Raw genomic sequence first — 23932 nt, 5'->3', positions numbered from 1 at the left:
GGGGACCTTGACGACTACACCGACCGGCGGGACGCCCGAGTACGACCCGTTCAACGCGTCCGCGCCGCTGCCGTCGATGCCTGAGGCGGTGCCGCCGACGCCGTTCCCGAAGCCCGCGCCGCTGAGCGTGCTGGCCAAGGCTTCGATCGTGCTGGGCGTCGTCGTCGCGCTGGGCCTGGGGAGCCTGGTCGCCTGGGGAATCTCGCAGTCGGGCAAGTTCGCCACGGTCGAGGCGGGGAAGTGCCTGTACCTGACCGACGAGGCGGGCGGCAACCAGAGCTACACGACGGCCAGCTGCAGTTCGGCCCGCGCGACCTTCCGCATCGACGAGGTCCGGACGGGTTCGTCCGACTGCCGCGATCCGGACTACATCCAGTTCGAGCTGTACGGGAGTTCTTCCGGCCGGACGGCTCAGAAGACGCTCTGTCTCGCGCTGAACGTCGAGACCGGGGACTGCCTGCGTGACGTCGTGCACGAGACGCGGATCGCGAAGGTCCGCTGCACCGACATCAGCGCGGAGGTGCGAGCGACTGTGCTGAGGGGCTCGTCGGCCGTCTGCATGTCGGAGGACACCGAGCTGCGCTACACCGGGCCGCCCGTGCGCACCGTGTGCCTGCGGCCGACCGGGGAGAACATCTAGGGGCGCGGCACCATCGACTGGACGTCGAGCCGGGCGCCGAGCATGCCCGAGTTGTGCATCAGATCGGCGACGCGCTGCAGCCGGATGCCGTTGAGGGAGACCGGGTAGGTCCCGAGCGAGATCAGCGACGCCGTGGTCCGGTCGATGTCGGAGAACGACGGCAGCGCGTCGCGGACGACGGCCGGGTCGGCCGCCCGCACCTGCGCCTCGCCGAGCACCTTCCGGAAGACCGCGAGGGTGCGGGCGTTTCCCTGGCCGAAGGCCCCGGTCGAGACGTAGGACGACACCGGGAAGTCCAAGGTCGCGCCGCGGGCTCCGTCGGCGAGGATGCCGGCCCCCAATTCCTTCTCGGCCCTGGTGATGTACGGCTCGACCATCCACGCGGCGTCGACCTCGCCCGCCTGCAGTGCCTGCGGCATCCGGTCGAACGGGTTCTGCTTGAACTGGATCCGGTCCACGTCGACGCCCGCGGTCCCGAGTACCGATCGGGCCGCGAGCACGCCGACGTCGTCGAGCATGTTCACCGCGATCTTCGGTGACTTCTTGAGCGTCGGCTCGGTGTAGTCGGAGCCGGGGAGTGTGACGAGCGCCATGGTGTTGCGGCCGGCGGTGTAGGCCTCGCCCTGCAACTGCAGCGCCGTCCCGGCCGCGGTGGCGCGGAAGATCGAGACGTCGCTGGCGAACGCGAGGTCGACCTCTCCCGAAGAGAGCTTGGCGATCGCCTGGTCGGCGGGGACGTCGACGAGGGTCACGGAAAGGCCGGCCGCGGTGAACTTCCCGTCGGCGACGGCGACCCTCAACGGCGCGGTGTCGATGGGGCTTCCGACGCCGACGCGCAGTTCCGTCCGTTCGAGTGGCGCGTCGGTGCTTGCGTCACCATTCGAAAACACTCCGCAACCGGCGGCCGCCAGCAGCGTCGCTACCAGCGGAATCGCCAAGACGCGCATCTTCGTCACCGCCTACCTACCGAGAGAATGTGCTCCTCCTTCTGGATCGTATGGTCCGGGCCCCATACGATCGCGTGCGGGAGACGCCGGATTGCGCGGCTTTCGATCGTTCTCGAACCTTGTTACTCTACAGTAGGTTCGGGCTCTCGTCCCCGATGTCAGCCATGGGAAAGGGTCCCGTGGTGGGAAAAGGAAACCAGGTGGCCCGTCGCGACAACCGTCCCCGTGGGGGCGACGCGGCGGAACGGCATCCTCGTGTCGGCGGACGCTGGCGGCTGCGGAACTGGCACCTGCGTACCAAACTCTTCGTGGTACTCCTGATTCCCGCGCTCGCGGTGGTCGCCCTCGTCGGGCTCCGGGTCGACTCGGATCTGCGGGATGCCCGGCAGCTGGCCGAATTCGCCACCCGCGGCCGGGTCGACAGCACCGTCGCCGAGGCCGTGCACCAGCTTCAGCGCGAACGCGACCTCACCGTCCGGTTCGTCGCGGGCGACCGCAAGGGCGACCTTTCCGAGCTGACCGAACAACGCAAGCGCGTCGACGAGGCCATCGGTACGTTCGAACGCACGCTCGGCGAGAGCAAGAGCAGGCTCGGCGGCAAGGCCGCGACCAGCCTGCAGCAGACCAGCGATCGCCTGCGCGTGCTGACCGGACTCCGCTTTTCCGCGGAACACTCCGCTTTTCCCGCCGACGCGGTGCTGCGTTCCTACAGCGAACTGATCTCCGGCCTGCTCGACATCAGCGACTCCACCGCCGCCGACGTCTCCGACCCGGATCTGGGGAAGCTCCGCCTCGCGGGCAACGCGCTCGCGCGGGTCAAGGACCAGATGTCGGTCAAGCGCGCGATCATGGCGGCCGCGCTCGCCCAGGGCGGCCTCAACCGGGACAGGACCCGCGCGCTGCTCGGCGCGGAGGCCGAACTCGCCGCCGCCCGCAACGACTACCGCACCTTCGCGACCCCCGAACAGCAGCGGATGTACGACGACACGGTCATCGGCCTGATCGTCGACATCGGCAACGACATGGTGGAATCGGCGCTCATCCGCGCCGAGAACGACCAGGGGCTCGGCGGGCTGGACCCGAACCAGTGGGACACTTCGGCCACCTACACGGTCAATCTGGCCCACCAGGTGCAGCAGGCGCTGCTCGTCCAGCTCCAGGAACGCACCGACGCCCTCGCGGCACAGGCGAGGACGTCCGCGATCTGGGACGGCGGCATCGTGCTCGCCGTACTGGTCGTCGCCGGTGTGCTTTCGGTGATCATCGCGCGTTCGCTGTTGCGGCCGCTGCGGATCCTGCGCCGCAGCGCGCTCCAGGTCGCCGAACACCAGCTCCCGGCGGCCGTCGAGGGCCTGCTCAGCGATCCCGAACCGCAGCCGGAGAACCTGCGGCGGCGGCTGGCCGTCGCGCCGGTCCCGGTGTTCAGCCGTGAGGAACTCGGCCAGGTGGCGCGCGCGTTCGACGCGGTGCACGGCGAGGCCGTCCGGCTCGCCGGGGAACAGGCCATGCTGCGGGAGAACATCAACGCGATGTTCGTGAACCTGTCGCAGCGGAGCCAGGATCTCGTCGAACGGCAGCTTTCCGTGCTGGACCGCATGGAAGCCGACGAACAGGATCCCGACACCCTCGCCGGGCTCTTCGAACTCGACCACCTCGCGACACGGATGCGGCGCAACAGCGAGAACCTGCTGGTGCTCTCCGGAACCGACGTCGTCCGCGAGGACGGCGGCGCCGTGGTCGCCGACGAGATCATCGGCGCCGCGCTCTCCGAGGTCGAGCACTACCAGCGGATCGAAATCGGTGCGGCGCCGCGGATCGCGGTGCGCGGCGAGGCCGTCAACGATCTCGTGCACGTGGTCTCCGAGTTGCTGGAGAACGCGACCCGCTATTCCGATCAGAGCACGATGGTGCAGGTCGAGGGACACGAGACCGATCGTGGCGAATGGCAGATCGAGATCACCGACCACGGCGCGGGGATGCCGCAGGCGGAGATCGACCGGACCAACACGCGGCTGGCGAACCCGCCGGAGGTCGACGTGGAGGTCTCCCGGCGGATGGGCCTGTTCGTGGTCGCGACGCTGGCCGTCCGGCACCACATCGACGTCCGCCTGCGGTCCGCCGACGGCGGCGGGATCACCGCGGTGGTCGTCGTGCCCGCCGAACTCATCGTCGAAGCGCCCCGGCCCGCCCCGATGCCGGAATCCGTGCCCGCCACCGTCGTCGTCCCGGAGCCCGAACCCGAGCCGCCGCTGGAAGTCCCGCCGCTGCCCGAACCGGAGGAGAGCGCCGAGGAGTCGCGGTTCGCGCCCGTGCTGGACCCCGGGCCGCTGCGGCGCGCTCCCGTCGTCGAGCGCGAGACCCCGCCGGAGTGGCCGTCGTCGGACGACGACGGCGCCAGCCATCTCGAGCTGGATTCGCCGACCGAGCGGATGCCCAAGTACCAGAGCGTGCTTTCGCAGTGGTTCGACCACGGGGGGCCGCGCGAAGGGCCTTCGCCCGCCGAACCCGGCCCGCCTTCCTTGCCCTCGTTCGAACCGGTGAAGAGTGCCGTGAGCGAGGATCCGGAGGAGTCGGTACAGGATCCGGACGAGCCGACCGAACCGACACTGAAGCCGCTGGAACCGAAGGAAAAGGCGCCGGAACCCGAGCCCGCTTGGCCGACGCCCGCCGAACTGGAACAGGAGGACGGCGCGGAGGAGACCTGGCCGGTGCTGCCCGCCGTCGTTCCCGAGGCCCGGTCGCAGGACGACAGGCCGGAGAAGCCGCGAGGGGAGAGGCCGATACTCTCACTTTCCCCCGAAGCGGTCCGCGAACGGATGACCAGCCTGCAAGGCGGATTCCGGCGCGGTCGCCACGCCAGGGGTGACGACAACCCCTCGGCATAAGCGAATTGGAAGGTCCATGAGTTCGAACACCGGCCTGCTGGAAGTGATCGCGCTGACCGCGGTGGACGCGGAGCGTGCGCAGGAGGGCGGGGCCGATCGCCTCGAACTGGTCAGCGACATGGCCAGCGACGGTCTCACGCCGTCGGTCGAGACGCTGCGCGACGTGCTCGCCGCCACCGATCTCCCGGTGCGGGTCATGCTGCGCGACAACATGTCCTTCGCCGCCGGTGACCTCGACGGGTTGCGCGCGGACGCGGCGCGCCTGATCGAAGCGGGTGCGCGGGAGTTCGTCTTCGGTTTCCTGGACCTGGAAAGCGAAATCGACGTCGACGCCTGCGAGACGCTGGTCAAGGAACTCGACGGGCTGCCGTGGACCTTCCACCGGGCCATCGACCGCGCGCGGGACCCGTTGCGGGCCTACGACCAGCTGACCGCGCTCGGCTGCGACACGGTGCTCGCGGCCGGGCATCCGCACGGTGTGGCGCACGGGCTTTCGGTCCTGCAGCGGCTCGCCCGCCGGTCGGACGGGCCCCGGCTGCTGGTCGGCGGCGGCCTGCGGGCGCAGCAGGTGCACCTGCTGCGGGCGGGCGGGGTCGGTGCGTTCCACGTCGGCAGCGCGGTCCGGCCGGGTGGCTGGGAGTCCGATGTGGACGTCGCCGCCGTTCGCGAGTGGGCCGCCCTGGTCAAGGAATAAGCCGTAAGCAACGGGTCAGGCCCGAGTAGCAGGGCGTTCCTTGCGCGTGCAACTACCGCATTCAGAGGACGAAATGCGGGGTGCCCGGATGCACCGGGTCAGGTCCAGACCACACACGGTGATACGAGGTTGCATCTTCAACTATCCGGTACCGACCAGATAGCGTGTGGCCATGGCTACCCGCACCGTACGTGACGCGACCAGGGAACTGCTGCGCGATCTGGGCCTGACCACCGTTTTCGGCAATCCCGGCACGACCGAGATCGCCTTCCTCACGGAATGGCCCGACGACTTCACCTACGTGCTCGCGCTCCACGAGGCGTCCGTCGTCGCGATGGCCGACGGGTACGCCCGCGCGACGCGGCGGGCGGCGCTGGTGAACCTGCATTCCGCCGGCGGGGTCGGCCACGCGCTCGGGCACATTTTCACCGCGTATCGCAATAACGCCCCGCTGATCATCCTCGCGGGCCAGCAGACCAGGTCACTGCTGCCCGACGATCCGTTCCTCGGCGCCGTCGAGGCGGCGAACTTCCCCAAGCCGTACGTGAAGTGGAGCTGCGAGCCCGCCAGGGCCGAGGACGTCCCGGCGGCGCTGGCGCGGGCGTACCACATCGCGACGCAGGCGCCCATGGGTCCGGTGTTCGTCTCGGTGCCGGTGGACGACTGGGACGTCGAGACCACGAAGCCGATCGTGTCCCGGCCGCCGATCCGCGGCTTCGCACCCGATCCGTCCGCTTTGGACGAACTGGTGTCGGCATTGGACGCCGCCGAACGTCCGGCGATCGTGGTCGGCCCCGGTATCGACGCCGAAGGCGCCGTGCCGGACGTCGTCGAGCTGGCCGAGAAGGTGGGCGCCGGGGTCTGGGCGCCGCCGATGGGGGCGCGCTGCTCCTTCCCCGAGGACCACCCGCAGTTCTTCGGATTCCTGCAGCCGGAACGGAAAGCGCTCGCGAGCGCACTGACCGAGCACGATCTCGTGGTCGTCATCGGCGCCCCGGCGTTCACCTACCACGTGTACCGAGGCGAGTCGGAAACCGCGCTGCCGCCGCTGTTCCTGGTCAGCGACGATGAACAGATCCTCGCCAGGGCTGCGGAAGGCACCGGGATCCGCGCGACGCCGAAGCTCACGATCCGCGCGCTGCTGGACCGCGTCGCGCCGCGGGAAGCGCCGAAACCCCGCACGCGGCTGGAAAAGCCCGCCGCGGTCACGCCGATCACGCCCGGCTACGCCTACTCCGTGATCTCGGAAGTGCTGCCGGACAACGCGATCGTCGTCGAAGAGACGCCGAGCCACCGCAACGAACTGCACGACCACCTGCCGATCAAGTCCACCGACACCGGCTTCCTCACCGTCGCCAGCGGCACCCTCGGCTACGGTCTCCCCGCCGCCGTCGGCGCCGCGCTGGCCCGCCCGGACCGCAAGGTCGTCGCGATCCTCGGCGACGGGTCGAGCATGTACTGCGTCCAGGCACTGTGGACGGCGGCGCAGCACAACCTGCCGATGACGTTCGTGATCTTCGACAACTCGCAGTACGCCGCCGTGCGCATCCTCGGCGAGGCGGCGGGCGGCGAGAAGGTGCCGGGCGTCGACCTCGGCGGCATCGATTTCCCCGCGCTGGCGAAGAGCCTGGGCCTGCGGACGTCCGTCGTCGAGAAGGCCGAGGACCTCAAGCCGACGCTGGAGGCCGCGCTGCCGGACGAGCGGCCGCATCTGGTGCACGTCAAGATCGACCCGAACCCGCGCACGCTGTACTGAAGCCCTGGACGTACATGAAGGACTCTTTGAGGGACACAGAGTCCCTCAAAGAGTCCTTTGTTGCGCTAGGCGCAACAAAGGAGACCTTCGAAGCTGTATGCGTCTGTGATGCCACGGTGCGTGACGTCGTACTTGCGCGATTGCATGGGCAGGTCGCGAATGTCGTGCGCTCGATGGGGTGATCCGCCAATTCGATAAGAATGCGTAGGGCGCTTCGCCTGAATGCGTGGAAGCAGTCGACTTTCGCAACGTATATCGTCGTAGCATCGGTTGCAGTCAGGGTATTCGTCGCCGGCCTCTACTTGGGCGTGGCGGAATTCGGGGTTGCTTGCAAAGTCGCCCTTTTCTGGTGGTGTGCAGCGGCATCAGTTGAGTGCTAGCTGCTCCAAGGGAGTGAATAACTTCCCGTTCATGGACATGGTCTGATCTCTCGCCGTACGCTTCAGGTGCAAGATCAAATGGTTGCGACCACAAGGTCTTATGAGGGGACTATCTTTGACTTCCAAAAGGCGGCTTGCGCAGACTGCGTTTGCTCTCATGGCTGTTCCTGCTTTTGTCCTTTCGGCTAACCAGGCTGCGAGTGCCTCTGTTGTTCAAGGGAATTCGGCGAGCAGTAGCGTTGCGCGTGCTGCGGTGAAGCATTCGCTCGACGGTGGATGGTGCTACATTCTAGGGGCATATGGAGTCTTTTGGCGGTCGCCAGGTTCGGGTGCGATCGCCACTCTGGTGCAAGGTACTCAACTGTGGATGCCTGGTGGTGGGCAGTGGGTTGGAAACCAGTACTACCAAAAAGCTGTTTGGAATGGGGCTGCCGGATGGGTGAACTCGGACTCTATCGGCTGTGAATAGCGGCCCTGTCCTTAGTGGGATGCTTGATAGCATATAGAGTGTTGTCGCGTCCGGTTGCAAAATCTATGTAGCATAAAAGTTTGCCCGAATCTGCTTACCTGCAGATTCGGGCAAACTTTTGCTGCGCGTGCGGAGTCTTCAGTTTCGGGAGCGGGATTCCGCCTCTGCGGCCGAAGCATCCTGCTGCGCGAGTTCGTACTCGGCCGCGTCGGAAGCCGCGGCGGCCGCCTCGGGAGTGCCACCGTGCAGCAGCCGCGCCACCTCACCGCGCAGCGTCACGAACTCCGCGGACTCGCGCGTGGTGATCTGGTCCCGCTCCGCGGGCAGCCCGACCGGCAGGTCCGCCACGATCTTCGCGGGCGACTTCGACAGCACCAGCACGCGATCCGACAGGTAGACGCTCTCGTCGATGTCGTGCGTGACGACGAGAACCGTGCTCCCGTTCTCGCGCTGCACGCGCCGGGTCAGGTCCTCGAGTTCGAACCGCGTCTGCGCGTCGACCGACGCGAACGGCTCGTCCATCAGCAGCAAGGCGGGCCGGCTGGCCAGCGCCCGCGCGATCGACACACGCTGCTGCATGCCGCCGGAGAGCTGCCACGGGAACTTCGACCCGACCCCGGACAGGCCGACCGACTCCAGCGCCTCCTGCGCCCGCGTCCGGCGCTCGGAACGGCTCAAGTCGCGCCACCGCAGCGGGAACTCGACGTTCTTCGCGACCGAGAGCCAGGGGAACAGCGAACGGCTGTAGTCCTGGAACACCACGGCCAGATCCTCCGGCACGCCGGAGACGTCGTCGCCGTGCAGGCTGACGCGGCCGGACGTCGGCTTGATCAGCCCGGCGATGCAGCGCAGGAGCGTCGACTTGCCGCAGCCGGACGGGCCGACGATGCTCGCGAGCTGTCCCGCTTCCACGGTGAACGACAGGTCGTTGACCGCGACGTGCGCCTTTTCTCCCGCGCCGTACCGGTGATTCAGCCCGGAGACTTCGAGCATGGTTGACATCTTGCTGACCCTTCGAAAGCTAGATACGGCCGTTGCGGGTGGGCTGCCAGCGAAGCACTCTCTGCTCCACCGCGAGGAAGGCCGCGTTGAACCCGAAGCCGAGGAGTCCGAGCAGGACCAGCCACGACCACATGAGCGGGAAGTCGAACGCCTGCTGGGCGTCCATCAGGGACCGGCCGATGCCGTTGTAGGAGCCGACCAGTTCCGAGATCACCATCAGCAGCAGGGAGATGGACAGGCTCAGCCGCAGGCCCGCGAAGATCTTCGGCCCGGCCGCGGGTAGCACGATCGAGCGCACCCAGTACGACCGGGGAGTCCGGAACGACTTCGCGGTGTCGATCTTCACCTGGTCCACCGACCGGACACCGTCCACGGTGTTGAGCAGCACCGGCCAGATCGCGCCGAAGATGATCGACCCGGTCTGCATGCCGGGCCCGAGTCCGAAGAGGACGATGAACACCGGGATCAGCGCGGGCGGCGGGACCGAGCGGAAGAACGCGAAAAGCGGTCCGACGTAGTCCATCCCGGTCTTCGACCGGCCCAGCAGGACACCCAGCGCGACGCCGAAGGCACCGGCGAGCAGCCAGCCGCCGAGCGTCCGGCCGAGACTCGGCAGGACGTTGTCGAACACGGTGTCGGTCAGGAACAGCTGTGAGGCCGGACCGGTGAACCACAGTTTCACCGAGGTGGTCACGATTTCGGTCGGCGGCGGGAAGAAGGGGCTCTCCGCGAGCCGGGTCGCGAGCTCCCAGATCCCGAGCAGGGCGAAGAACAGCAGCCAGTTGCGGACCAGGATGCCGATACCCCGGCCCACGCGCCTGCCGACGCGGCTGGTCAGCGTGAGGGTCGTCACGAGACCGCCTCCCGGTCGACCGTGCTCCAGCGGAAGGCCCGCCTGCCGATCATCTCGAGCCCGCCGTTGATGAGGAAGCCGAGCGCGCCGACCACCACGGTGCCGGCGAGCACGAGGTCGAACCTGGTGGAACCGGTGCTGGCCTGCATGATGAAGTTGCCGATGCCGAGTTTGGCCCCGGCGAGGAACTCGGTGCTGACCACGGCGATCAGCGCGATGTTGGCGGACAGCCGGACCCCGGTGAACACGAACGGCGCGGTGTGCGGCAGCGCCACCGACGTCAGCGTCCGGAACTTGCTTGTGCCGCAAGCCTTCGCGGTCTCCAGCAAGACGGGGTCGATCTCGCCGAGCGCGTAGATCGTGTTGAACATGATGGGCCACAACGACGCGTACACGGCCAGCGTGATCTTCGCCTCGGGTCCGCCACCGATCAGCAGGAGCACCAGCGGGATCAGCGCGACGGCGGGGATCGGCCGCAGGAACTCGATGACCACCGCGGTCGCGGTGCGCAGGCCGGGGATGCTGCCCAGCAGCAGACCGGCGGGCACGGCGATGGCGACCGCGATCAGCAGGGCGATCGCCCACGCGAGGAACGTGGCGATCAGGTCCCGGATGAACTGGGTCTCGCCGAACTGTTCGAAGATCGTCACGAGGACGACGGACGGCGGGGGGAGGAACTCTTTACGGACCAGGCCGGCCTGGACGATCACTTCCCAGACGAGGAAGAAACCGGCCAGACCGGCCAGGGCACGGAGAAGTCGTGGCACCTTGACCTTTATCCAGCTTGAGGGGCGAGCATCGGAGCGGCGTCGAGCTTGGCCGTCAGCACCCCGGTCTGCAGCAGCAGGTCCGGTACGCGCTGCAGGCGGCGGGGGTCCAAGGTGGACCCGAACGTCGGCAGCGTGAGCAGTGAGGCGGTTTCGGCGTCGACCTTGGCGTACTTGACGATGAGGGGTTCGATCTTGGAGCGGTCGGCCGAGTCGCGCACGGCCTTGCCCAGTGCGCGCTGGAACGCGGCCAGGGTCTTGGGGTTCTTGTCCACGAAGGAGCCGAGCGCGCCGAAGCCCGCCAGGGGGAAGTCCTGGGTGGCGCCGGTCGCGATGTCGACGACCGGGGTCGCGCCGACGACCTTGGAGGCCTGGGTCAGGAACGGCTCGGGCAGGTAGCCCGCGTCGACCTGGCCCGAGGAGAGCGCCGCGGCGATGTTCGGCAGCTGCATGGGCACCCACTGAACCTTGCTGGTGTCCACGCCGTGGTCCTTCATCACCGAGACGGTGAGCAGGTGGGAGGCGGTGTTCTTGTCGGTGATCGCGATCTTCTTGCCCGCGAGGTCGTTGATCGTCTTGACCGAAGAGGTCGGCACCGTGACGACCGCGTTGCTCTTGGGGCTGGCCGAAACGGCGTCGGCGACGAGCCGGATGTCGGCCGCGCCCTTGCTCTTCGCGACGAAGAACGGCATGTAGGTGGAGAAGGCGATGTCGACCTCGCCGCCGATCATCTTGGTCATCGACGCCTGACCACTGGGGGCGTCGACAGCCTCGACCTCGAGACCTTCGGCCTTGAAGTAGCCGCCTTCCTGCGCCAACCGCAGCGGCGCGAGGTCGACGACGGGCAGCAGGGCGACCTTGATCTTCGTCTTCTCCAGCGCGCCGTCGCCACCCGACGCCTTGGGCGTGTCGTCGCCGCCGAGTGCGCCACAGGCGCCCAGCGTGGCAAGCATGAGCGCGCTCAGGGCGACGCCGACGGCACCCCGTCCTCTACGTGCACCGTTCCTGCTCATGGCGTTTCGAAACAAAGCCAGCTCCTCGGAAACAATGAATCACCGGTGGGGTTTTTTCATCCGTGTCGTGGCTTCATTCCGCCAGGCACGCGGTCACCTTAGAGATTTGCCCGCCTGCTCACAATGGGTGTCGTGAGCGGGTGATCATTTTAGGCCATTCGCCTGATCGCTTGATCACCCGCTTGGACAACATTACTTTCAGTGATTGTTTTCCGGGTGGAGCGGCTATTCGAGGTAACCGCGAGTCATCAACTCGTGGCTTGCGCCGCGATCATCGGGCCGACGTCGATCTTGGTCTGGATCGCGCCCATCTGCAGGAGCAGGTCCGGGACCCGCTGGATGCGGCGGGGGTCCAGGGTGGACTGGAAGGTCAGCAGCGTGGTCAGCGCGGCGGTGTCCTGGTCGATCTTGGCGTACTTGACCAGCAGCGGCTCGATCTTGGAGCGGTCCGCCGCGTCCCGGGTGGCCTTCTGCATGGCGCGCTGGAAGGCGGCCACGGTCTTCGGGTTCTCCGACACGAACTTGCCGAGCGAGCCGTAGCCCGCGGTGGGGAAGTCCTGGGTGGCGCCGGTGGCGGTGTCCACGACCGGGACGGTGCCCGCCTGCTTCGCGGTCTGGGTGATGAACGGCTCGGTCAGGAAGCCGGCGTCGATGTCACCGTTCTTGAGCGCGGCCCCGACGTTCGGCAGCTGGATCGGCACCCACTGGACCTTGCTGGCGTCGACGCCGTGGTCCTTCATGACCGACTTGGACAGTGTGTCGGACACGGTGTTCGGCGCGGTGATGCCGATCTTCTTGCCGGCCAGGTCACTGACGCTCTTCACCGACGACGTCGGCAGCGTGACCAGCATCGTGCTCTTCGGGCCCGCGGAGGAGGCGTCCGCGACCAGCTTGATGTCGGCGGTGCCCTTGCTCATCGCGATAAAGAACGGCGTGTAGCTCGCGTACGCGACGTCGACCTCGCCACCGATCAGCTTGGTCAGCGAGATCTGGCCGGTACCCGCCTCGATGGCCTCGACCTCGAGGCCTTCGTTCTTGAAGTAACCGCCGTCCTGGGCGAGGCGTAGCGGGGCCAGGTCGATGGTCGACATCACGGCGACCTTGATCTTCGACTTCTCGAGGTTCCCTGAACCGCCGGAAGAGGACGAATCGTCCCCGCCGAGCAGGCCGCAGCCGCCGACCGACGTCGTGACGACGGCCGCCATCGCGAATGCGATCGCCCTCGCCATTCCACGAGACGGCCGCCCCAGGCGGGCGCTCAAGGCCTTCTTCGAAAGCAAGTGGTGCTCCTGATCGAGGGGAGGACACGTGATGACGTGGCCTGATGCGGAATTCGGAAGTGACTCTTTGTCTCAAGCCACGGGCTTACTGTAGAGAATCGATCACGTGCTCACAATGGGTGGTCATCCCATGATCCCAAGTGGTGACTATCACCCGAACAGGTTGTTTGTCAGAAGTGAACACAACTCGACGTGTTCGGGCCGGAGACTTGTTGACAACTGAGCGCCGACGGGTCAAGAGCCGTCCGGGGCCTTCTTGTATGTCTTGACCGAAGGGTTACATCTGGGCCGCCCGTTCGCTACCCTCATGCACCGGTAGTGAGGTGTGGACCACTGATGTAGTGAAAGAGAGTGCCTTGGATGGCGGAACGCTCTGGACCTTTCCCGAGGTGCAAGGCACTCTGTGTTGAACACGTCGAACACGTCCGTGCTTCACTGGTGCGCGCTCGCGCACTGGCGGGTTTAGGCCGAACAGACCAATGACGCCAGGTGGGATTTCGGCCAAGTGCACTTGAGAGATTGCGTCAAAGACGACTTCCTCATTCGTCAGAGTGAGCACACACGTCATGCGCCCCCCAGCCGGGCGGCGGGAGTGTGCGGGTAGTGGTCTCCGACAACCGACCCAGACAGCAGCAGTACGGCCAGTTCGAGAACGGCATGTCCAAAATGGGCTTTCCCGGCCCGGATGAAGATGATGGTGGTGCGGCGGTGCCGAACGAAGACACCGCGGGGGTGGGAGGGGCCCCTGCGCGGGATACCGGAGACGGTCCTGGCGGGAAGGCCGGGTCGTTCCTGGGCCTGCGTAACTGGCGTCTGCGATCGAAGCTCGCGGCCGTCCTGATCATCCCGACGCTGACCGCGCTCGCGCTCGGCACGCTGCGCGTGATCGACGACAGCAGCGAGGCGGCCCGGTTCCAGGACACCGCCGATCAGGTCGCGTTCGCCGACAAGATCACCCTCGTGGTGCACGAGCTGCAGAGCGAACGCGCGCTCGCGGTCGCCAAGATCGCCTCCGGTGACCCGTCGCGCCAGAACGGTCTCGACGCGCAGATCGCCAAGGTCGACCGCGCCGTCGACGACCTTCGGGCTTCGGCGAACCAGATCAACCCGGACGATCAGGACACGAGGGACCGCTACTCGCGTGGTCTGCAGCGGCTCGACGCCCTGCGCCCGCTGCGCGGCGCGATGAACACCTCGCAGCTGGGCGACACCCCGATCCTCATCGCCTACTCCGGCATCCTCGACTCGCTGGTCCAGCTCGGCCGCGAGGTGACCACCGCGGTGGCCAACCGCGACGTGCTCCGGCTCGGCGTGACCGTGCAGGCCATCAGTGAGAGCAAGGAGTTCATCGCCCGCGGTGACGCGGCGCTGCTGATCGCGTCCTTCCGCTCCGGATTCCCCGGCGACCTGTTCGACCAGGCCCGTTCGGCGGTCGCGAGCGGTGACGCCTCGACGGCGGCCTTCATCGCCAACGCCAGCCCCGAACAGCGGCAGCTCTACTCGGACACCTTCTCCGGTCCCGAGGTCGACGACCGCCGCCGGATCACCACGATGGCGTTCTCGCTGCACCAGCAGAACGAACCGCCTTCGATCGACAACGTCGCGCTCGGCAACGACAGCCGGGTCGCGCTGGACAAACTGCGCGCGGTCGAGACCAACCTGCTCGGCCAGCTGCGGGCACAGGCCGACGACCTGGCCACCAACGCGATCAACTCGGCCTGGATCGGCGGCGCGATCGTGCTGCTGGCCCTGCTCGCGGCGCTGTTCCTGATGCTCGTCATCGCCCGCCTGATGCTGCGCCCGCTGCGGGTGCTGCGGAAGACGGCGCTCGACGTCGCCTACACACGGTTGCCGGAAACCGTGCAAGCGATCCTCGACGACCCGGACCCGGTCAACGCTTCGAAGCGGTCGGTGGAGCCGGTGCCCGTCACTTCGCGTGACGAGATCGGTGAAGTGGCGCGCTCGTTCGACGTCGTCCACGAACAGGCCGTCAAAATGGCCGCCGAACAGGCCCTCCTGCGCGAGAACGTCAACGGCATCTTCGTGAACCTGTCCCGCCGGTCGCAGCGGCTGGTGGAACGCCAGCTGGGCGTCATCGACCGGCTCGAGGCCGACGAGCAGGACCCGGACCACTTGGCCAGCCTGTTCGAACTCGACCACCTCGCCACGCGGCTGCGCCGCAACGGTGAAAGCCTCCTGGTGCTCTCGGGCGCCGGTCTCGCGAAGTCGGTGCCCAAGCCGGTGCCCGCCGCCGACGTCATCGGCGCAGCGGTCTCGGAGATCGAGCAGTACGCGCGGATCGAGATCGGGATCGTCCCCGAGGTCGCCGTCCAGGGCCTGACGATCCACGACCTCGTGCACGTGCTCGCGGAACTGCTGGACAACGCCACCTACTTCTCCGAGCCGGAGACGAAGGTGACCGTCCGCGCGGTGATCACCCGCAAGAAGGCGCTCGCCATCCAGGTCACCGACCACGGTGTCGGCATGACCGAGGAGCGGCTCGCCGAGGTCAACCAGCGCCTGGCGGACCCGCCGGACCTGGACGTCTCGGTGACCCGGCGGATGGGCCTGTACGTGGTCGCGCGCCTGGCGCGCCGCCACGGCATCGAGGTCCGGCTCCGGGAGAACGAGGACATCGAGGGCGGCGTGATCGCGCGGGTCGTCGTGCCCGCCGAGCTGCTCACGCAGATGCGGCCCGGCGCGCGGAACACCCCGCCGCCGCCGAACCGCTCGGAAACGTCGATGCCCTCGATGCCGTCGGTGTCCGAGATGTCGGCCTCGCTGCCGAACATCCCCGCTTCCGACCGCGGCCTGGAGATGACCCCTCCTCCGCCGTCGAAGCCCCCGGCTCCGCAACCGATCGCGCAGCAGGGCGGGCTCGTCCCGCTCGACCAGCCGATCAGTCTCGACGACCTGGTCGCGGGCAAGAACGCGGCCGGGCCGTTCCTCAGCCCCGCGGCCCCCGCCGAAGAGAGCCCGGCGTGGCCGACGGCCGACGACATCTCGCCGGCGAACGGCGACGGCGCCTCCAGCGGCACCGAGACCCAGTTCGCGTCACTGGTGCTGCCGAAGCGGGAGCCGAAGTACACTCCGGTCGAATCGCCGAACCGGTCCGAGGGGACTGAGGAGTCTTCGGACGCCGGCAAGTCGGCGCTCGAGGACGACGTGCCCACCCGGCGGCTGCCGATCTACCAGTCGGTGCTCTCGCGCTGGTTCAGCGAAGGCGACGAGACCGGGGGCGACACCCCGACCACCTACACCGAGCCGGTCGGGTCCGACGTGCCCGAGCAGGCCCGTAACGGTGATGCCGAAGTCGCGGAGCCCGTCGACGAAGACACTTCCGGAGAGGCATTGCCCACTCGGACCCCGCGCGGTGTTCCGCCGGAGACGGTGCTCCAGGACAATGGCTGGCGCAGCGCGTCGGACGACGGCTGGCAGGCGGCGCAGGTCCTGTACGAAGACAGGAACGACGAGATCACCCCGGCGGGCCTGCCCAAGCGGGTGCCGAACCAGTACCTCGTCCCCGGCTCGATCGGCGGGAACGAGCCGAAGAAGGAAGACTCGTTCGCCGACAAGACCTCCGGAATGCCGGGAACGGGTGCGATCGCCCGCTCGGCGACGGCGGCGCGGAGTCGGATGGCAAGCTTCCAGAAGGGCTACACATCGGGACGGCACGCGTTGAAGGAACGCCCGCTCGATGCGCTGGATGACAACGGCGTTCCGGTGACTGGCAGGGGTGCGGGTTCCCCTGCCGATGACAGCAGTAAGGAGTGACAGTGACACGGGCGGGTGCGATGCAGCCGGGTGGTCCGGCGCAGCCTGGCGGCCAGGCGCAGGGTAAAGGACACACGAGCAGCTTTGCCTGGCTGATCACGGATTTCGTGCACCGGGTCCCGGGCGCGGCGCATGCCGTGGTGGTGTCGGCGGACGGTTTGCTGCTGGCCTCCTCGAAGGGACTTCCCAAGGACAGGGCCGATCAGCTGGCCGCTGTCGCGTCGGGGCTCACGAGCCTCGCGCGCGGTGCGGCGAAGGTGTTCGAAGGCGGCACGGTCGCGCAGACGGTGGTCGAGATGGCCAACGGCTTCCTCTTCCTGATGTCGGTGTCCGATGGTTCCTGTCTGGCGGTCCTCGGATCGCCGGAGAGCGACATCGGCCTGGTCGTCTACGAGATGACCCTGCTGGTGGAACGGGTGGGGCAACAGCTGACACCGGAGATGCGCGCGCAGCTGCAGGGCGCGTCGGTCCGCCGCTGAGCGACCGGGAACCGAGGAGAATGCCGTGGACGACGGGCGCTTGAGGGGCGATGGCCGGCTCGGTGACGACTTCTCCGGCGGGTGGTCGGAACGTGACGACGGCCGGGAGGACTGGACGTCCTTCCGGGACCGGGTCGACCGCGAATGGCGATCGCGACGGGCACAGGGGTCGGACAACGACCCCGTGTCCCCGGACGAGGCCTCCCGCTGGCTGACCGATTCGAACGCGGGAGGCGGACCCGCCGATTTCAGCGTCTCGGACTACCGGGAACGCCTGCTCGGCGGTCCCGGGGCGGAACTGTTCGGTGGTGGCAGCGGTCCGCTCTACGACTCGGGCGAGTTCGCCAAGTTCTCCTTCGACAAGGAGGAGGAGCGCCGGGCGGCGGCGGCCGCAGCCGACCCGCTCGCCGCGGCGTTGCCGCAGCAGGCGCAGAACGAGTTCGTCGACGATCAATACACCACCGACGTCGAATCCTCCGGCCTGGTCCGGCCGTACTTCCGCACGCGGGGACGGACCAAGCCGACGTACGACCTTGCCATCGAGGCGTTGATCTCGACCAGCGAACAGGGACGCGTGCTCGACCGGGTACGCGTCCCCGAACACCGGTCGATCTGCGACCTTTGCCTGGACACCCGGTCCGTCGCCGAAGTCGCGGCGCTTCTGCGCCTGCCGCTCGGCGTCGTCCGGGTGCTGATCGGAGACGTGGCCGGCCTCGGTCTGGTCCTGGTGCACACCGCCAGCCAGAACGTGGGTGACCGGCCCAGTATCGAGTTCATGGAGAGGGTGCTCAGTGGGCTTCGGAGAATTTGACTCCGACGCGAATGCGCCGCAGGTGACCGGACCGACTTCGTCGGCCAAGATCGTGGTCGCTGGCGGATTCGGATCGGGGAAGACCACGCTGGTCGGAGCGGTTTCGGAGATCGATCCGCTGACCACCGAGGCCATGATGACCGAGGCCAGTACCGGCGTCGACGACAATTCGGCCACCCCGAACAAGTCGACGACGACCGTGGCCATGGACTTCGGCCGGATTTCGCTGGACTCGGATCTGGTGCTGTACGTGTTCGGTACGCCGGGCCAGCACCGGTTCTGGTTCATGTGGGACGACCTCGCGGTCGGCGCCATCGGTGCCGTCGTGCTGGTCGACACGCGGCGGCTCGCCGACGCGTTCCCGTCGATCGACTTCTTCGAGAACCGGAAGCTGCCGTACGTCGTGGCGATCAACTGCTTCGACCGGCTGCTGCACCACCAGATCGAGGACGTCCGGCACGCGCTGACCATCTCACCGTCCGTGCCGATCATGGCCTGTGACGCTCGGGAACGTGAGTCCGCCAAGCAGGTGTTGATCTCGGTCGTGCAGCACGCCATCGCACACGATTCGGCGTTGCGCGCGGGATAAAAGGGACGAATACCCGAAGCGGATGCGGCCGTTGGAGTGAACTCGGCAGGCTTCACCCGCTTCGGGGAGTGGTGTCACCAGCCGGATTGAACGCGGGGCGATCCCTTTCACGCGATCCGGCGCCGGTAGTGCCCGATCGGGTGACCGGAACGCCGATGACCTGCGGGTACACCGGTTCACACCTGGTCGCACCCGGCCACCACGGGGTGACCCACGAATGCGTGGTTCGCGATGAGTCGACGCGGTGAGCGGCTGGACGTTCACGTTCGGTTAACACCGTCGGCCGGGTGGCGGGCTCGACACGATCGACGGGACGAATACGCTGGGTGGAGGCGTCTTTCGGCTTGCCGGTACCGGGATCGGTGCTGGTCGGCGGCAGACGCCCGGACCACGCCGCCCAGGTGGTCTTGACGCAGCGAGGAGGGACTTGTGACGGCATCCGGGCAGCAAAGCTCGTTCGGCTGGCTCATCACGGATTTCGCGCGCCGGGTTCCCGGTGCCGCGCACGCCGTGCTGGTCTCCGCGGACGGGCTTCTCCTCGCGCCGTCGGACGGGCTGCCGCAGGAACGGGCCGAACAGCTGTCCGCGGTCGCCTCCGGACTGATCAGCCTCACCGCCGGCGCGGCGCGCTGTTTCGACGCGGGCGGGGTCAACCAGACCGTCGTGGAGATGGAACGCGGATACCTCTTCCTCATGTCGGTCGCCGATGGCTCGTCACTCGCCGTGCTGGCCGCGCCGACCTGTGACATCGGCACCGTGGCCTACGAGATGACCCTGCTCGTCGAGCGGGTCGGACAGCAGATCACCCCTGAGCTGCGTGCGCAGCTGCAGGGCGGCGTACGTGGGTGACCGATGAAGATCACCGGATTCACCGAACCGGACCCCTCCGGCTGGGACTCCCTCTACCAGGGCACGGAACGTGAGGCCTTCGATTCGCCGAGCCGGTTCGAGCTGAGCTCGATCAGCACGGTCATGCCGCGGCGCCCGGCCGCGCCACCCGAGCCCGCCCCGGCACCGATGCCTTCGCCGATCCGCCAGTCGCCGCCGCGTTCCACGGCCACTGACCCCGCGCCCGCTTCGGTCTACCTGCCGGCCTCGGGCTCCCGGGTCCGGCCCTACACCCGCACCGGCGGGCGCACCCGCACCGCGCATGACCTGGCGCTGGAGGCGCTGGTGTCGACCAGCGACGACGGCCGCCGGTACCGCGGCGTGCGGACTCCTGAACACCGGCAGATCTGCGACCTCTGCCTGGACACCCGGTCGATCGCGGAGATCGCCGCGCATCTGCGGCTGCCGCTGGGCGTGGTGAAGGTGCTCGTGGGCGACATGGCGGACGCAGGTCTGGTGCTGATCCACCAGACGGAGCTGATCCTCGGCGACTCCTCTTCACGCGCTTTCATGGAGCGCGTGCTTCAAGGCCTGCGCGCCCTCTAGCTCCTCCGCCCGCAATTAGTCACCTACTTGCGGCACCGCAAACCGCGCGTCCAGTCGACGGCGAGGTTGGGACCGCAAGTAGGTGACTAATTGCCGGAGACGGTCAGTCTTCGACGAGGGCGGCCGACGTGATCCGGTGCAGTGGGTAGCGCTCGTTGTCGGTGCCTTCGAGGACCCCGCCGCCGACCCGCAGCGGCCGCACCACCCGCTGGCTCGCCGTCCCGCGTGAGTCGACGAACCCGATCCACACCTCGCGGCGTTCCATGGTCGCTTGGGACAGCAACGCCAGCGTCGCGGACGTGTCCCCGGCGCCGCCTCCCCGCGGCGCGCGCACCGTTTCGCCCCGGCGGCGCGCGGAAGCGGCGTCACCGGCCCGGACGTGCGCGACGATCTTGCCGACCTGCTCGTCGGTCAGCCCGGCAGGCTCGCCAGGCGCGCGACGCGCGGCACGCGCCTTCGCGGGCAGACGACGTCCCGACGGCCTGATGTCCATGACACGCCCGTCGGGCCCTTCGGCGGCCGGGGCGAACCCGGCGGCGCGGAGCGCGTCGAGAACTTCGGCGAGCGGGTACGCGCTGATGAGCACTGTCGGCGCGATCATGCGCAAGCCGTACTCGGTCGCGACGGGGCTGCCCATGACCTCGGCGAGGAGCGACGCGTCGTCGCAGCGCAGGAATGACTCGGCGGCCCCGCCACGCAGCCGCCCGTGCCGCCGGGCGACGTCGTCGATCAGGTAGCTCAGCGACTGGGGCACCGGCGTCGCCGACCGCGACGTGAACAGCTGGTGCAGTTCGCCCGCGGTCCGCCCGGTGTCGAGCGCACGCCGCACGGACGTCTCGGTGATCCGGTAGACGGTCGCGTGCCCGGCGGATTCGATGTCGGCGACGGCGGCCATCTCGGCCGCGAGTTCGGCCTCCAACGGCCCCGGCGCGACCACGGTCAGGTCGGCCTGGACCAGGACGTGATCCACCGGACGCGGCAGCGCGTCGAGCATCGCCTCGACCGCCCCGGGCCGGTCCTCGGCCAGGAGCGCCCGCGTCGCCGTGGTGAGCCCGCCGAGCCCGATCAGGCCGAGCGCGGTCCCCTCGGCCATCGTCCAGCGCACGGTTTCGTCACGCAGCCGCCCGCCCCGCCGCGGCGCGCGCCAGGCGAGCGCGGCGACCAGTTCGTCGGTGCTCTTCACCCCGGCGCCCTCGGGAAGCGCGGCCAAGGCGAGGAGGATCCGGCGCCGCGAAGTGGGTGCCAGCGGACGGCGCAGATCCTCCGACAGCGGCGCGATAGGCTTGTCCTTCGCGTCCCGCCCGCCGGCGAGACCGGGCAGCCGGGGCAGTTCGAGCCAGGCCTGCGCGACCGTGATCCAGCGCTGCGCGGTCGGCGACGCGAGCCACGAATCCGTGAGCGTCGTCGGCACCCATTCCGGCGTGGTCGCTTCGCTGTCGGCCACCAGTCCGGCGCCGACCGCGATCTCCGCCAGCAGGGTCACCCGCGCCTCGTCGACGTCGAGATCCTTGGCGAGCTTCTTCAGTTCGCGGACTCCGAGCCCGCCGGACTTCAGCACCGGTGGCGGCGTCTCCGACCACGCGCGAAGCAGGCTTTCGGTCTGGCGCAAGAACTCCATCGCCTCGCCCGCCGCCGTTGTGTCCACTGTGGACTGTTGATGCGGATGCACGGGGAGATCCGGTTCGCGCAGCGACGCCGGTTCGAACACCGCCCCGCCGCGCAGCGAGATCCCGATCTCGCGCGGCAGCTCGACGGTCTGGTCGTCCCGGCGCAGCAGCAGCCCCCTGGCGAGCAGGCGCTGGACCGGGTTCCGCGCCCGTTCCAGCGGGACGTCGGCCGACGCGTCGCGGGTGCGGCCGATCGGGGGCCCGGCCGCCAGCGTCGCCAGGAGGGCGCGTTCGTCCTCGCCGATCTCCGCGAGCGCGGCCTCGATGTCCGTTCCGGCGAGCGAGGGCGACGACGACCCGAGCCCGGCGGGGAAAGGGCCGAGCGCGTCGCGGGCCGACGGCGGGACGCGCAGCGCGTCGTCCTCACCCCAGACCAGGGCCCGCTCGCGCAGCGGCGCCAGCGCCTCACCGATCTCCGTGCCCACGAGCCGCGCGACCTCGGCCGCGGCGACCGGATCGGTGTCCGCCCCGGCCAGCAGCAGCGCGTCGAGGACGGCGAGGGTGCGGGTGTCGAGGTCTTCGCAGGCGCGCGCGACGGAACCCGGCGTGCCGGCCCGGGTGGCGAGCACGATGGTGTCGGACGGGGGTGGCGTGGACAGGTCGCGACGCGTGCGCAGCAGTGCGGCGAGGGCGTCGTCGGACTCCTGGCGCAGCCAGTCCGCCAGGGAGGGCGCGGGCATAGAAGACCAGGATACCGGGCGGGTGGTGGCCCGGCAGCCGCGTTCGGGCAGACTGTCCCGGAGAGAACGGTTTGACCATGCTCTGGAGGACGTTGTGGCGAAGGGCGATAACAAGAAGCGCGCGGGCATCGACCCCACGTGGCCCGGTGAGGACGGGGAACACCCCGTCACCGAGCTCGCGTCCGATCGGCAGGGCGCGCTGTCCCCGTTCGGCGACGTGACCTTCCCGCTCGAGAGCGTGCCTTACGTGCACCCCGAGACCGAGATCAACCGATAGAAAGCTACTGGTCAGTTACCCCCTGCGAGGCTCCGTGGCGGTCGTCACGGGAGTAGGTTTTCGATCGACCTATTCGAGCTTTCCTCAGCGGGGGTAGTGCCATGCCGGTTCCCGGTCCCGGATATTCGATCACCGTCCGGGTGGAGGCCCCCGCGTCGTCCACCGCGGCGGGTGACCTGACGACCGCCGTCGGCCGGGTCGGCGGCGTGCTGACCGCGTTCGACGTCGTCGAGTCGCACCCCGACTCGATCGTCGTCGACATCAGCGCCAACGCCCTGTCGGAGAACCACGCGCAGGACATCACGCAGACCCTGGACTCGCTGCCGGGCGTCCGCGTGCGCAAGGTCTCCGACCGGACGTTCCTGATCCACCTCGGCGGCAAGATCGAGGTCAGCCCCAAGGTCGCGCTCCGCAACCGTGACGACCTCTCCCGCGCGTACACGCCGGGTGTCGCCCGCGTCTGCCAGGCGATCGCGGCGAACCCCGAGGACGCGCGGCGCCTGACCATCAAGCGCAACACCGTCGCGGTGCTCACCGACGGTTCCGCGGTGCTGGGCCTCGGCAACATCGGCCCGGCCGCCGCGCTGCCGGTGATGGAGGGCAAGGCGGCGCTGTTCAAGAAGTTCGCCGACGTCGACGCGTGGCCGGTCTGCCTGGACACCCAGGACACCGAAGAGATCATCATGATCGCGAAGGCGCTCGCGCCGGTGTACGCGGGCATCAACCTCGAGGACATCGCCGCGCCGCGCTGCTTCGAGATCGAGAAGCGCCTGCGTGAGCAGCTCGACATCCCGGTGTTCCACGACGACCAGCACGGCACCGCGATCGTCGTCGTCGCCGCGCTGCGCAACGCCCTGCGCGTGGTCGGGAAGAACATCGAAGACTGCAAGATCGTCGTCAGCGGGGTCGGCGCGGCGGGTTCGGCGATCATCCGCCTGCTGCTGCGCAAGAACCCGGGTGACATCGTGGCCGCCGACATCGACGGCATCGTGCACTCCGCGCGCGGCAACCTCGACGAGAACTTGACCTGGATCGCCGGGCACACGAACAAGGAGCAGCAGGCGGGCACGCTGCACGAGGCGCTCGTCGGCGCCGACGTGTTCATCGGGGTCTCCGCGCCGAACCTGTTCGGGGCCGAGCAGGTCGCGACCATGAAGTCCGACGCCGTCGTGTTCGCGCTGGCCAACCCGGACCCGGAGATCGACCCGCTCGAAGCGCAGAAGCACGCCGCCGTGGTCGCCACCGGCCGCAGCGACTTCCCGAACCAGATCAACAACGTGCTCGCGTTCCCCGGCGTCTTCCGCGGCCTGCTCGACGCGCAGGCGCACCATATCGACGACTCGATGCTCCTCGCGGCCGCCGACGCCATCGCGGACGTCGTGGACAACGGCAAGCTGAACGCTTCGTTCATCGTGCCGAGCGTGTTCGACAACGCCGTCGCCCCCGCCGTCGCCGAAGCCGTCAAGAAGGCTGTGAAGTCTGCCGAGCAGAGCCAGTAGCCAGCAGCGTCTCCCAAAGGGCGCTCAGCGCGCGAC

At 68.5% G+C, this 23932-nt stretch carries 19 protein-coding genes; 12 read left to right on the top strand and 7 right to left on the bottom strand.

Annotation, left to right across the window (positions count from 1 at the left end; translation table 11 throughout):
• Positions 1–7 precede the first annotated feature (7 nt).
• Entirely contained in the window at positions 8–640 is a 633-nt protein-coding gene (locus H074_RS27805; protein ID WP_007033405.1) for an LppU/SCO3897 family protein, read from the top strand.
• On the opposite strand, the gene H074_RS27800 is transcribed toward H074_RS27805, so the two are convergent.
• Positions 637–1596, bottom strand: a complete 960-nt coding sequence (locus tag H074_RS27800; protein ID WP_007033404.1) for an ABC transporter substrate-binding protein — start codon at positions 1594–1596, stop codon at positions 637–639. The two genes, H074_RS27805 and H074_RS27800, sit on opposite strands and share 4 nt — an antisense overlap.
• 191 nt (positions 1597–1787) lie before the next feature.
• Between H074_RS27800 and H074_RS27795 the strand changes: the two genes are divergently transcribed.
• From H074_RS27795 to mdlC, 3 genes are all read left to right on the top strand, one after another.
• Positions 1788–4472, top strand: a complete 2685-nt coding sequence (locus H074_RS27795; protein ID WP_007033403.1) for a sensor histidine kinase — start codon at positions 1788–1790, stop codon at positions 4470–4472.
• Positions 4473–4488: 16 nt separating this feature from the next.
• On the top strand, positions 4489–5166 hold the full coding sequence (locus tag H074_RS27790; protein ID WP_007033402.1) for a copper homeostasis protein CutC: 678 nt from the start codon (positions 4489–4491) through the stop codon (positions 5164–5166).
• 172 nt (positions 5167–5338) lie between these two features.
• Positions 5339–6922, top strand: coding sequence for a benzoylformate decarboxylase (gene mdlC, locus H074_RS27785; RefSeq protein WP_007033401.1), 1584 nt, complete (start codon positions 5339–5341; stop codon positions 6920–6922).
• Between the two features lie 987 nt (positions 6923–7909).
• On the opposite strand, the gene H074_RS27780 is transcribed toward mdlC, so the two are convergent.
• The 5 genes from H074_RS27780 to H074_RS27760 form a co-directional block, all read right to left on the bottom strand.
• Positions 7910–8773 carry an ABC transporter ATP-binding protein gene (locus H074_RS27780; RefSeq protein ID WP_039923539.1) on the bottom strand — a complete coding sequence of 288 codons (864 nt, stop codon included), beginning with the start codon at positions 8771–8773 and terminating at the stop codon, positions 7910–7912.
• A gap of 19 nt (positions 8774–8792) precedes the next feature.
• Positions 8793–9626: an ABC transporter permease gene (locus tag H074_RS27775; protein WP_007033399.1), complete on the bottom strand. Its 834-nt coding sequence runs from the start codon at positions 9624–9626 to the stop codon at positions 8793–8795.
• Complete coding sequence (locus tag H074_RS27770; protein ID WP_007033398.1) at positions 9623–10393, bottom strand: ABC transporter permease; 771 nt, start codon at positions 10391–10393, stop codon at positions 9623–9625. Before H074_RS27770 ends, H074_RS27775 begins: the two co-directional genes overlap by 4 nt.
• Positions 10394–10401: 8 nt before the next feature.
• A complete protein-coding gene (locus H074_RS27765; protein WP_007033397.1) occupies positions 10402–11406 on the bottom strand; it encodes an ABC transporter substrate-binding protein in 1005 nt (334 codons plus the stop codon).
• Between the two features lie 248 nt (positions 11407–11654).
• Complete coding sequence (locus H074_RS27760) at positions 11655–12686, bottom strand: ABC transporter substrate-binding protein (RefSeq protein WP_039923536.1); 1032 nt, start codon at positions 12684–12686, stop codon at positions 11655–11657.
• Between the two features lie 657 nt (positions 12687–13343).
• On the opposite strand from H074_RS27760, the gene H074_RS27755 reads away from it, so the two are divergent.
• From H074_RS27755 to H074_RS27730, 6 genes are all read left to right on the top strand, one after another.
• Entirely contained in the window at positions 13344–16460 is a 3117-nt protein-coding gene (locus H074_RS27755; RefSeq protein ID WP_039923565.1) for a sensor histidine kinase, read from the top strand.
• A 20-nt stretch (positions 16461–16480) separates the two neighbouring features.
• Complete coding sequence (locus H074_RS27750) at positions 16481–16939, top strand: roadblock/LC7 domain-containing protein (protein WP_085939650.1); 459 nt, start codon at positions 16481–16483, stop codon at positions 16937–16939.
• Positions 16940–16964: 25 nt separating this feature from the next.
• Positions 16965–17750 carry a DUF742 domain-containing protein gene (locus H074_RS27745; protein ID WP_007033393.1) on the top strand — a complete coding sequence of 262 codons (786 nt, stop codon included), beginning with the start codon at positions 16965–16967 and terminating at the stop codon, positions 17748–17750.
• On the top strand, positions 17731–18339 hold the full coding sequence (locus H074_RS27740; RefSeq protein WP_007033392.1) for a GTP-binding protein: 609 nt from the start codon (positions 17731–17733) through the stop codon (positions 18337–18339). Before H074_RS27745 ends, H074_RS27740 begins: the two co-directional genes overlap by 20 nt.
• Positions 18340–18768: 429 nt before the next feature.
• The gene (locus tag H074_RS27735) at positions 18769–19188 is read left to right on the top strand and encodes a roadblock/LC7 domain-containing protein (RefSeq protein WP_005156190.1); all 420 of its coding nucleotides are present in this window, start codon (positions 18769–18771) and stop codon (positions 19186–19188) included.
• Positions 19189–19191: 3 nt separating this feature from the next.
• Positions 19192–19773, top strand: a complete 582-nt coding sequence (locus H074_RS27730) for a DUF742 domain-containing protein (RefSeq protein ID WP_007033391.1) — start codon at positions 19192–19194, stop codon at positions 19771–19773.
• Positions 19774–19876: 103 nt separating this feature from the next.
• Here H074_RS27730 and H074_RS27725 read toward each other — a convergent pair whose 3' ends face one another.
• A complete protein-coding gene (locus H074_RS27725) occupies positions 19877–22120 on the bottom strand; it encodes a helicase-associated domain-containing protein (protein ID WP_007033390.1) in 2244 nt (747 codons plus the stop codon).
• A 94-nt stretch (positions 22121–22214) separates the two neighbouring features.
• Here H074_RS27725 and H074_RS27720 point away from each other — a divergent pair, with 94 nt between their 5' ends.
• On the top strand, positions 22215–22397 hold the full coding sequence (locus H074_RS27720) for a hypothetical protein (RefSeq protein ID WP_007033389.1): 183 nt from the start codon (positions 22215–22217) through the stop codon (positions 22395–22397).
• A 101-nt stretch (positions 22398–22498) separates the two neighbouring features.
• The gene (locus H074_RS27715; protein ID WP_007033388.1) at positions 22499–23896 is read left to right on the top strand and encodes an NAD-dependent malic enzyme; all 1398 of its coding nucleotides are present in this window, start codon (positions 22499–22501) and stop codon (positions 23894–23896) included.
• Positions 23897–23932 lie beyond the last annotated feature (36 nt).

It is taken from the genome of Amycolatopsis decaplanina DSM 44594 (assembly GCF_000342005.1).
GTDB lineage: Bacteria > Actinomycetota > Actinomycetes > Mycobacteriales > Pseudonocardiaceae > Amycolatopsis > Amycolatopsis decaplanina.
This window is presented reverse-complemented; position numbering and strand designations above follow the sequence as displayed.

Coding starts and splice junctions, on each gene's coding strand:
- mdlC (WP_007033401.1), top strand. CDS start 5,339: ATGGCTACCCGCACCGTACGTGACGCGACCAGGGAACTGCTGCGCGAT.
- H074_RS27765 (WP_007033397.1), bottom strand. CDS start 11,406: ATGAGCAGGAACGGTGCACGTAGAGGACGGGGTGCCGTCGGCGTCGCC.
- H074_RS27790 (WP_007033402.1), top strand. CDS start 4,489: ATGAGTTCGAACACCGGCCTGCTGGAAGTGATCGCGCTGACCGCGGTG.
- H074_RS27725 (WP_007033390.1), bottom strand. CDS start 22,120: ATGCCCGCGCCCTCCCTGGCGGACTGGCTGCGCCAGGAGTCCGACGAC.
- H074_RS27755 (WP_039923565.1), top strand. CDS start 13,344: ATGTCCAAAATGGGCTTTCCCGGCCCGGATGAAGATGATGGTGGTGCG.
- H074_RS27750 (WP_085939650.1), top strand. CDS start 16,481: ATGCAGCCGGGTGGTCCGGCGCAGCCTGGCGGCCAGGCGCAGGGTAAA.
- H074_RS27730 (WP_007033391.1), top strand. CDS start 19,192: ATGAAGATCACCGGATTCACCGAACCGGACCCCTCCGGCTGGGACTCC.
- H074_RS27780 (WP_039923539.1), bottom strand. CDS start 8,773: ATGTCAACCATGCTCGAAGTCTCCGGGCTGAATCACCGGTACGGCGCG.
- H074_RS27715 (WP_007033388.1), top strand. CDS start 22,499: ATGCCGGTTCCCGGTCCCGGATATTCGATCACCGTCCGGGTGGAGGCC.